The sequence below is a fragment of the Klebsiella sp. K47 genome (assembly GCF_051858335.1).
Taxonomy (GTDB): Bacteria; Pseudomonadota; Gammaproteobacteria; order Enterobacterales; family Enterobacteriaceae; genus Klebsiella; species Klebsiella pneumoniae.
This window is the reverse complement of the sequence record NZ_JBPYUI010000502.1, coordinates 1-217: the sequence shown is the minus strand read 5'-3', so window position 1 is coordinate 217 and position 217 is coordinate 1. Positions and strand designations below refer to the sequence as shown.

The following is a 217-nucleotide window of genomic DNA, read 5'->3' as shown; positions in this document are numbered from 1 at the left end:
GCCGGGTGGTTTATGACCGAGTTTGGTCGTCAGCCGTGGGCGATACAGGACCTCTTACCGACATACTCCGCGCACTCCGCTTTAACCACAGGACAACTGGCTTTCTCACTGATCATGATCGTAGGGCTTTACACCCTGTTCTTAATCGCCGAAGTCTACCTGATGCAGAAATATGCCCGTCTGGGGCCGAGCGCGATGCAGAGTGAACAACCGACGC

1 protein-coding gene is annotated in these 217 nt (G+C 55.3%); it reads left to right on the top strand.

The annotated features are described in order from the left end of the window. A partial coding sequence (locus tag RRF55_RS28975) for a cytochrome ubiquinol oxidase subunit I (protein WP_439419444.1) occupies positions 1 to 217 on the top strand: 217 nt, incomplete at both ends.